This is a genomic window from Streptomyces anandii JCM 4720 (assembly GCF_014650655.1).
GTDB lineage: Bacteria > Actinomycetota > Actinomycetes > Streptomycetales > Streptomycetaceae > Streptomyces > Streptomyces anandii.
The window spans coordinates 201248-209180 of the sequence record NZ_BMVJ01000002.1 but is presented as its reverse complement, the minus strand read 5'-3'; the positions used below and the strand labels follow the sequence as shown (position 1 = coordinate 209180).

The window sequence follows — 7933 nt, the reverse complement described above, 5'->3', positions numbered from 1 at the left end:
CTCCGGGATGTCGACGATGTCGTACATCTCGCCCTTGGTGGCCTCGGCGGACCACACGAAGGCCTTCATCGTCACGAGGTCGACGACGCCCTTGAAGTCCGCCTCGGCGCCGATCGGCAGCTGCATGACCAGCGGCTGGGCGCCCAGACGGTCGCTGATCATGTCGACACAGCGGTGGAACTCGGCACCGGTGCGGTCGAGCTTGTTGACGAAGCAGATCCGCGGAACGCCGTAGCGGTCCGCCTGACGCCACACCGTCTCGGACTGGGGCTCGACGCCGGCGACGCCGTCGAACACCGTCACGGCACCGTCGAGCACGCGCAGGGAACGCTCCACCTCGACGGTGAAGTCGACGTGGCCCGGCGTGTCGATGATGTTGATGGTGTGATCGACGTCTTCCAGCGGCCAGTGGCAGGTGGTGGCAGCAGAGGTGATCGTGATGCCACGCTCCTGCTCCTGCTCCATCCAGTCCATGGTGGCAGCGCCGTCGTGGACCTCACCGATCTTGTAGGACACACCGGTGTAGAACAGGATCCGCTCGGTGGTGGTCGTCTTGCCCGCGTCGATGTGGGCCATGATCCCGATGTTGCGGACCTTGGCCAGGTCAAGTGAAGTGGTAGCCATAAGGCTTCAGTCTTCTCTCGGTCTCGATGTGGGTAGCGACTACCAGCGGTAGTGCGCGAAGGCCTTGTTGGACTCGGCCATCTTGTGCGTGTCCTCGCGCTTCTTCACAGCGGCACCGAGGCCGTTGGAGGCGTCGAGGAGCTCGTTGAGCAGACGCTCGGTCATGGTCTTCTCGCGACGGGCGCGGGAGTAACCGACCAGCCAGCGCAGCGCCAGGGTGTTGGCGCGGCCGGGCTTGACCTCGACCGGCACCTGGTAGGTGGCGCCACCGACACGGCGGGACTTGACCTCGAGGGTCGGCTTGATGTTCTCCAGAGCGCGCTTGAGCGTGATGACCGGGTCGTTGCCGGTCTTCTCGCGCAGGCCCTCCATGGCGCCGTAGACGATGCGCTCGGCGGTGGAGCGCTTGCCGTTCAGCAGCACCTTGTTGATCAGGGAGGTCACCAGAGGAGAACCGTAGACCGGGTCGATGATGACCGGGCGCTTCGGGGCGGGGCCCTTACGAGGCATTCTTACTTCTCCTTCTTGGCGCCGTAACGGCTGCGGGCCTGCTTGCGGTTCTTGACACCCTGGGTGTCGAGGGAGCCACGGATGATCTTGTAGCGAACACCCGGCAGGTCCTTCACACGGCCGCCGCGCACGAGCACGATGGAGTGCTCCTGCAGGTTGTGTCCCTCACCCGGAATGTAGGCCGTGACCTCGATGCCGCTGGTCAGACGCACACGCGCGACCTTACGGAGGGCCGAGTTCGGCTTCTTCGGGGTGGTCGTGAACACACGCGTGCAGACGCCACGACGCTGAGGGGAACCCTCGAGTGCGGGCGTCTTGTTCTTCTCGACCTTGTCCTGCCGGCCCTTGCGGACCAGCTGCTGGATCGTAGGCACTACTTCTCCGGTTTCTGTGTGCCGATGGGTACAGCTAACCTGGAACGTCGCCGACCCACGCGGTCGGGTGTGTCGAATCCTGCGGACTCCCGCCGCTAGGCAGAAAGAGGCGCGGATCGCGGTGGCCGATGGCGGCTCTCGGTGCGGTTCAAAGGCACGCACGAGGGCCAGGGCACACCCCAGGCACAAGGTCTGAGCGTACCTACCTCACGGACTTCGGTCAAAACAAATGGAGTCCACCCCGACACGCCGGACTTGTCCCGGTTCAGGTTTCCCGCGATTGTGCCCTCCACACACGGATGCGTACGGCGAATGCGCAAACCCGTCGGTTCCGCCGCGCCCGGGCCGCCGCTTCAGTACTTTGAGCGGTCGCCGGGCCGATGGGGGGACGGGTTCGATGACGGCTGGTCGCTTGGCGGGGACACCGGGGGACGAGGGCCTCGGGGACGTGGTCCCCTTTCTGGCCCGGCTGGAGCAGGCCGACCAGGACGCCCTGCTCGGGCTCGGCCACGAGCTGGCGTACGCGCCGCGGGTGGTGCTGATCCACCAGAGCGAGCCCTCCTCGCACGTGCTGTTCATCGTGCGGGGCTGGACCAAGGTGACGGCGGCCGCGGCCAACGGGTACGAGGCGCTGCTCGCCCTGCGCGGCCCCGGTGACGTGGTCGGCGAGTCGGCCGCGCTGACCGGGCGTACCAGGTCGGCGACGGTGACCGCGCTGGAGCACGTGCGCACGGTCGCCGTGCAGCGCGAGCGGTTCACCGAGTTCCTGGCCCGCTCCCCCGCCGTCTCCTTCGCCCTGCTCGGCCTCACCTCCGACCGGACGCGCGCGGCCGACCGGCGCCGGCTGGAGTTCGCCTCGATGACCGTCAGGGAGCGGTTCGCGGCCCTGCTCCTGGACCTCGCCCGCACCCACGGCAGGCGCACCCCCGAGGGCGTGGAGCTGTCCGTGCCACTGAGCAAGCAGGAGCTCGCCGGGTCGGTGGGGGCCTCCCGGGAGGCGGTCCAGCGGCTGCTGAAGGGGCTGCGCGAGCGGGGCGTGGTCACCACCGGGCGGCGCACGCTGGTGATCGTACGGCCGGACGTGCTGCGCCGGATCGCGCGCGCCGAGGAACCCGGGTGAGTGCCGCGCCGGATCGCGCGCCGAGAAACCCGGGTGAGTGCTGCGGCGGGGGCGGTCCGTGGGGCGAGTGTGCACACGGTCACAGTTCGGGTGGGTCATTCGTCCTCACACCCCGGGCGCGTCCGGCGTCAGCCTTCTGCCCCGGGCGGCGGCTGGTCCCCGCCCGGAACCGAACCACCGCCAGCCGTGGAAAGGCGACCATGACCGACCCCGTGAGCCGGACGATCCTCCTGCTCGACATCGAGAAGTACAGCGACCGGGACGACGTCGCCCAGGCGGTCCTGCGGCGCAAGCTCTACGACATCGCCGACCGCACGCTGGAGGCCGCGGGCATCGAGGAGACGCTGCGGCTGCGTGCGGACCGGGGCGACTCGGTGATGGAGCTGATCGACGCGGGCGCCTCCGTACGGGCGCTGCTGCGGGCCCTGCTCACGGAGCTTCCGGCGCAGCTGCACGAGTACAACCGCATGGCCTCCAGCACGGCGCAGATCCGGCTGCGGGGCGTCGTCGCGAGCGGCTACGTGGCCGTGGACGGGCACGGCGGCTGGGTCGGCTCCGACCTGAACGACGCCTGCCGGCTGCTCGACGCCCAGCTGCTGCGGGAGGCGCTGCGCGCCCGCCCGGACGGTCTGGCGCTGTGCGTGTCCGAGGGCGTGCACGCCGGGATCGTGCGCCACGACCACGCCGGCGTGCGGGCCGCCGACTTCCACCCCGTGACGATGACCGGCAAGAGCGGCCCGCTGCGCGCCTGGCTGCACGGTCCGGTGCCGCCCGGTGGCGAAGACCACGGTGACACGGGGGTGGGGGAGGCTCCGGTGCCGGGTTCCTCGGGGGACGGCCCGGCACCGGGGCCGCAAGGAGCGGTGCCCGGAGGAGCCGGGACCGGCGGCGGGCCGGTGTTCAACTTCGGCAGCGGCGGGCCCCGCTTCGGGGGCAGCCTCGTCGGCGGCGACCAGCACGGGGTGTCCGGGGGCCGGGTCACCGGGGACGTGCGTCTGGGCGGTACGGCCGGGGAGGGCGTGTGACGGCGCCCGCGGCCGAGGAGGCGCCGGAGGGCGTACGCCCGGCAGGCACCGGCGCTCCGGCGGCTCCGGCGGACCGGACGGCGCCCGGGACGCCGGGGGCACCCGACGCGGACGGGGGCGCGGACGGGAGCGCGGGCGAGGGCACCGGGCCAGAGGAGGAGCGGACCGAGGAGCGCACGCAGGAGGCCCGGGCCGCGCAGCGCGAGCTGTTCGCGCACACCCCGGGGTTCATCCTCGGGGACACCGCGGCCTTCGGCGGGAGCCTGGTCGGCGGGGCCCAGCACGGCGTGTCCGGCGGCCAGGTCGGCGGCGACGTCTACATGGGCGGCCGGACCGAGCACCACTACCACGGGCCCGCCGGCGCCACGCCCGACGCCACCGGCGAGATACCCCGGGGCCGTCTGGACGCGCTGGCCGCCGTCTTCACGGACGGCCCCGCCTTCGCGGGCGCGCTGCGGCGGCTGCGCGAGGAGCGGGTACTGATCCTGTCCGGCGCGCACGCCACCGGCCGCAGTGCCGCCGCGCTGATGCTGCTGCACCGCCTGGGCCTCTCCGCCGTGCACGCGCTGGACCCCGAGACCACTCCGGGCGCGCTGGCCGGGCGGCTGACGCGGCCCGGCGGGCACGTCCTGCGGGATCTGCCGCTCAGCCGCAACCGCCCGCTGCGCGACACCCACCTGTACGCGGCCCGCGAGCAGCTGGAGAAGTCCGACGGCTATCTGGTCGTCACCGTGGAGAACTCCCCCCACCTGCCGGGAATCGCGCCCTGCGTCTGGGAGCCGCCGAGCGCGGAGGACGTCGTACGGGCCCACCTTTCACGGCACGGCACGGCCGCCGCCGAGGTGGAGCGGCTGCTCGCGCTGGAGCCGGTGGCCGGCTTCCTCTCCGCCGACCGGCAGCCCGCGGAGGCGGCCGCGTTCGCCGAGGCGCTCGCCGCCCACGACGGCAGCGCGGAGGCGCTCTCGCGGCTCGCGGACTTCGGGCAGGCGGCGGTCGAGAAGCGCTGCCGCGACTGGCTCGGCGACCCGGACACGGGCCTGCGGGACAAGGCCTTCCTCATCTCGCTCGCCGTCTTCGACCAGGCCCCCTACGTGCTGGCCGCCGAGCTCGCCGACCAGTTGTACGTGCACTTCCAGCGGCTGCAGCACCCCGAGCAGCCGCCCGAGATCCCGGTGTTCGGGCCGCCGGCCGCCGACCGGCTCGCCTTCGCCCGGGCCGACGGGGAGCTGCGCGGCGAGGCGACCGAGTGGGGGCCGGTCACCCAGTTCACGGCCGGCTTCCGCGAGGAGCGCACGCCGCGGGTGCTGCTCACCGAGGTGTGGACCCGGCACCCCTCCGCGCGGCCCGCGCTGGTCGCCTGGATCGGTCAGCTCGCCCGCGACGGGCGCCCCCTCGTGCGCACCCGCGCGGCCGCGGCGACCGCGCAGCTCGCCGCCGCCGACCTGCCCTCGACGATGGCCCTGCTCGTCGACCGCTGGGCGACCTCCCGTGCGATCGGGCCGCGCGTCACCGCCGCCAACACGCTCACCCTCGCCCTGCTCCTGGACGCGCCGGTGGTGCTGCGGCTGCTCACCCAGTGGTGCTCCGACGGGCACGTGGGCCGCCGCTGGACGGCCATCCGGGCCTTCGGCCTGCTCGCCCCGCTCCGCCCCGACCTCGCGGGAGCGGCGCTCGGCGCGCTCGCCGGCCGGGCCCGCGCGGACGCCGGCAACAAGGCCGAGCGCGACAGCCTCACCGAGTCCGCCGCGCTGCTGCTGTCGGGTGGCCCGGGCCGCCGCCGGGGCGAGGTGCTCGCGGAGTTCGTACGGCTGCTGTACCTGGACACGCCGGCGGTGCGCGACCTGGCGCTCGCCGCGTTCGTGCGCGCCTGCGACAACGCCGAGGACGGCGCGCTCGTCGGCTGGTACGCCGAGAGCGGCATGTACGAGGCGGACGCGGCCCGCGACCTCGCCACCCTGTGGCGCACCGCGCTCGGCGACCGCGCCCACACCCGCGCGGCCCTGGACGCCCTGCGCACCTGGGTGCACGTGGGGGGCCGCCGCGCCGACGCCGCCCACGCGCTGGAGCTGCTGCTGCCCGCCCTCGTCGTCACGGCGGACGACCGCAAGCGCCTGGACCACGAACTGCGCACGCTGCGCGCCGAGGACGGAGGCCCCCGCCCGCCGCTGGCCGGCCACCTGCTCACGGTGCTGCACCCGGCCGCGTCCACCACTCACTGAACATCCCGATCTGCTCGAGGAGTTGACCCATGGCGGACTTCCGCCGACCGCCGGAGTGGCAGCAGGACGCCGACCGGCACAGCACGCTGATCGACCCGGTGCTGACCGTGCGCCCGATCTCCCGCTTCGACTACGTCGCCCGCAGACAGGTCGGCGCGATCGACCACGCGCTGGTCTTCGTGACCGCGAGCGGTTCGTACGACGTCTTCATGCCGCCGCAGCGGCCCACCCGCGCCGAGGCTGCGACCCGGCGCTACACCTCGGTGTACGAGGTGGACATGGGCAGCCATCCGGTCCAGCTGAAACTGCGGCTGCCCAGCGACGACGACGCGTTCTCCTTCGGCGCGATCGCCGACCTGACCTGGCGGGTGGCCGACCCGGTCGCCTACGTGGCGAGCGGCGAGCGCGATGTGCCCACCCGGCTCAGCAGGGAGCTTCAGCAGTTGGCCCGGCCCATCACGCGGCGCTACTCCATCGAGGACAGCCCCGAGGCCGAACAGGCCGTGCTTGGCGCGGTGATGGCGGAGGGCCGGTTCGCCGCGGGCACCGGCCTGGACGTGACGTGCGTGGTGCGGCTGCGCCTGGACGACGAGGCGATCGCCCACCGCCGGCGCAAGCGCAGCCTGCGCTACGAGTCCGAGATGCTGGACCCGGAGCACGAGTTCCGGATGCGCCAGGCGCGGCAGGAGCACGAGCTGGAGTGGCTGCGCCAGCAGCAGTCGCACCAGCTGGTCGCGCAGAAGATCGCGTTCTACCAGTACCACCTGCAGCACGGCGGGGTCGCCGCCTGGGCGCTGCACCTCGCGCAGCACCCCATGGACACCAAGATGGTGATCGGCACCCTGCAGAAGGACCAGCTCGGCGCGATCCGCGGTCAGCTTCAGCTGATCGCGGGCGACACGCTGGAGGACTTCCAGAAGGCCGAGTCGGCGCGGACGGTGCTGAAGTCGGTGGACGACCTGATCCAGCAGCAGGACCAGGCCGCCGCCCAGCCACCCGTCACGGCGGAGGCCCTGCCCCCGGGTACGCCGCCGCAGGCGCCGCAGGCACCGCCAGTACCGCCCGCGCCACAGGACCCGTACGCACCACCGGGATATGCGCCGCCCGCGTACGCACCACCGGCGCCGCAGGACCCGTACGCGCCCTCGGCGTACGCCCCGCCGTCGTACGCGCCACCCGCGCCAGCGCCCGGGTCGGGGTCCGTCCAGGCGCCCGGTGATCCGACCGCGCCGGAGTACGCCGGGGCGTACGGGCAGGCGGCGCCCGCGTCACCGCCGGTGCCGCCCGTCAAGCCCGGGCCCGCGCCCGTCGTACCCCCGCTGCCGGGCCAGGCGCCGCCGTACGGCACGTACGGCACGGAATCCCCGGCCGGCCCGGCGGACCCCGCCTGACAGCGGCGACACCACGGCACCGCTGCCCGCCGCTCCACGTCCCCGCACCTCGAAGGAGCCCCGCCCCATGCCCGAGCCCGCCGAACCGCTCTACCCGGGCGCGCCCACACCACCGCCCCCGCAGTACCCGGGACCGCCCACCGCTCCGCCTCCGCAGTACCCGGGCGCGGCCATGCCCGGCCCCGCGTACCCGGGCGCCCCCGGCTTACCTCCGCAGTACCCCGGCACCCCGGCCGCACCCCCGTACCCCGGTACCTCGGGCACCCCTGCCGGGCCCGCGTACCCGGGCGCGCCGCAGTACCCGGGGGCGACGGCCACGGCCCCTCCCCCGTACCCGGGCGGCGGCCACCCGGCGCCCGCCCCCGCACCGGCGCCCGAACCCCCGCACGCCGCCGCTCCCCAGCCCGACCCCGAGCCCGAGCCCGATCCCGCCCCCGACGACCTCGACTACCGGCACCGCGGCGGTCGCGTGATCGTCGCCGGCCATCAGCGCGGGGCCGACGCGACCGCGATCGGGCGGCTGGCGGTGCAACTGCCGGGCGCGCTGGTGAGCCTGGCCGTGGTCAGCTCGATCGCCCTGGGGATGCTGGGCACGGTGATGGGATGGATCGTCACCCTGGCCTGGCTCGCCAGCGGCGCCCTGGTCTTCCACCGGCCCTCCGAGCTGGCG

At 73.7% G+C, this 7933-nt stretch carries 7 protein-coding genes and 1 pseudogene; 5 read left to right on the top strand and 3 right to left on the bottom strand.

The annotated features are described in order from the left end of the window. From IE249_RS04090 to rpsL, 3 genes are all read right to left on the bottom strand, one after another. Positions 1–624: GTP-binding protein (locus tag IE249_RS04090; protein ID WP_189703387.1), on the bottom strand; the 624-nt coding region annotated here is incomplete at its 3' end. A 39-nt stretch (positions 625–663) separates the two neighbouring features. Continuing rightward, on the bottom strand, positions 664–1134 hold the full coding sequence (gene rpsG / locus IE249_RS04085) for a 30S ribosomal protein S7 (RefSeq protein WP_003998848.1): 471 nt from the start codon (positions 1132–1134) through the stop codon (positions 664–666). Between the two features lie 2 nt (positions 1135–1136). After that, entirely contained in the window at positions 1137–1508 is a 372-nt protein-coding gene (gene rpsL / locus IE249_RS04080; RefSeq protein ID WP_003948652.1) for a 30S ribosomal protein S12, read from the bottom strand. A gap of 397 nt (positions 1509–1905) precedes the next feature. Here rpsL and IE249_RS04075 point away from each other — a divergent pair, with 397 nt between their 5' ends. The 5 genes and pseudogenes from IE249_RS04075 to IE249_RS36105 all read left to right on the top strand — a co-directional run. Continuing rightward, positions 1906–2628 (top strand): Crp/Fnr family transcriptional regulator, encoded by a 723-nt coding sequence (locus tag IE249_RS04075; RefSeq protein ID WP_189703386.1) that lies wholly within the window; start codon positions 1906–1908, stop codon positions 2626–2628. 200 nt (positions 2629–2828) lie between these two features. Continuing rightward, the gene (locus IE249_RS04070; protein WP_189703385.1) at positions 2829–3653 is read left to right on the top strand and encodes a hypothetical protein; all 825 of its coding nucleotides are present in this window, start codon (positions 2829–2831) and stop codon (positions 3651–3653) included. Then, positions 3650–5872 (top strand): hypothetical protein, encoded by a 2223-nt coding sequence (locus tag IE249_RS04065; RefSeq protein ID WP_189703384.1) that lies wholly within the window; start codon positions 3650–3652, stop codon positions 5870–5872. Before IE249_RS04070 ends, IE249_RS04065 begins: the two co-directional genes overlap by 4 nt. A gap of 29 nt (positions 5873–5901) precedes the next feature. Next, complete coding sequence (locus tag IE249_RS04060) at positions 5902–7263, top strand: PE-PGRS family protein (protein ID WP_189703383.1); 1362 nt, start codon at positions 5902–5904, stop codon at positions 7261–7263. Between the two features lie 67 nt (positions 7264–7330). Further along, positions 7331–7933 (top strand): annotated as a pseudogene (locus tag IE249_RS36105) (hypothetical protein); the annotation flags it as partial.

Bases quoted from the DNA above. Each gene is read 5' to 3' on its own strand.
- IE249_RS04070 (WP_189703385.1), top strand. From the start codon at position 2,829: ATGACCGACCCCGTGAGCCGGACGATCCTCCTGCTCGACATCGAGAAG.
- IE249_RS04075 (WP_189703386.1), top strand. From the start codon at position 1,906: ATGACGGCTGGTCGCTTGGCGGGGACACCGGGGGACGAGGGCCTCGGG.
- rpsG (WP_003998848.1), bottom strand. From the start codon at position 1,134: ATGCCTCGTAAGGGCCCCGCCCCGAAGCGCCCGGTCATCATCGACCCG.
- IE249_RS04060 (WP_189703383.1), top strand. From the start codon at position 5,902: ATGGCGGACTTCCGCCGACCGCCGGAGTGGCAGCAGGACGCCGACCGG.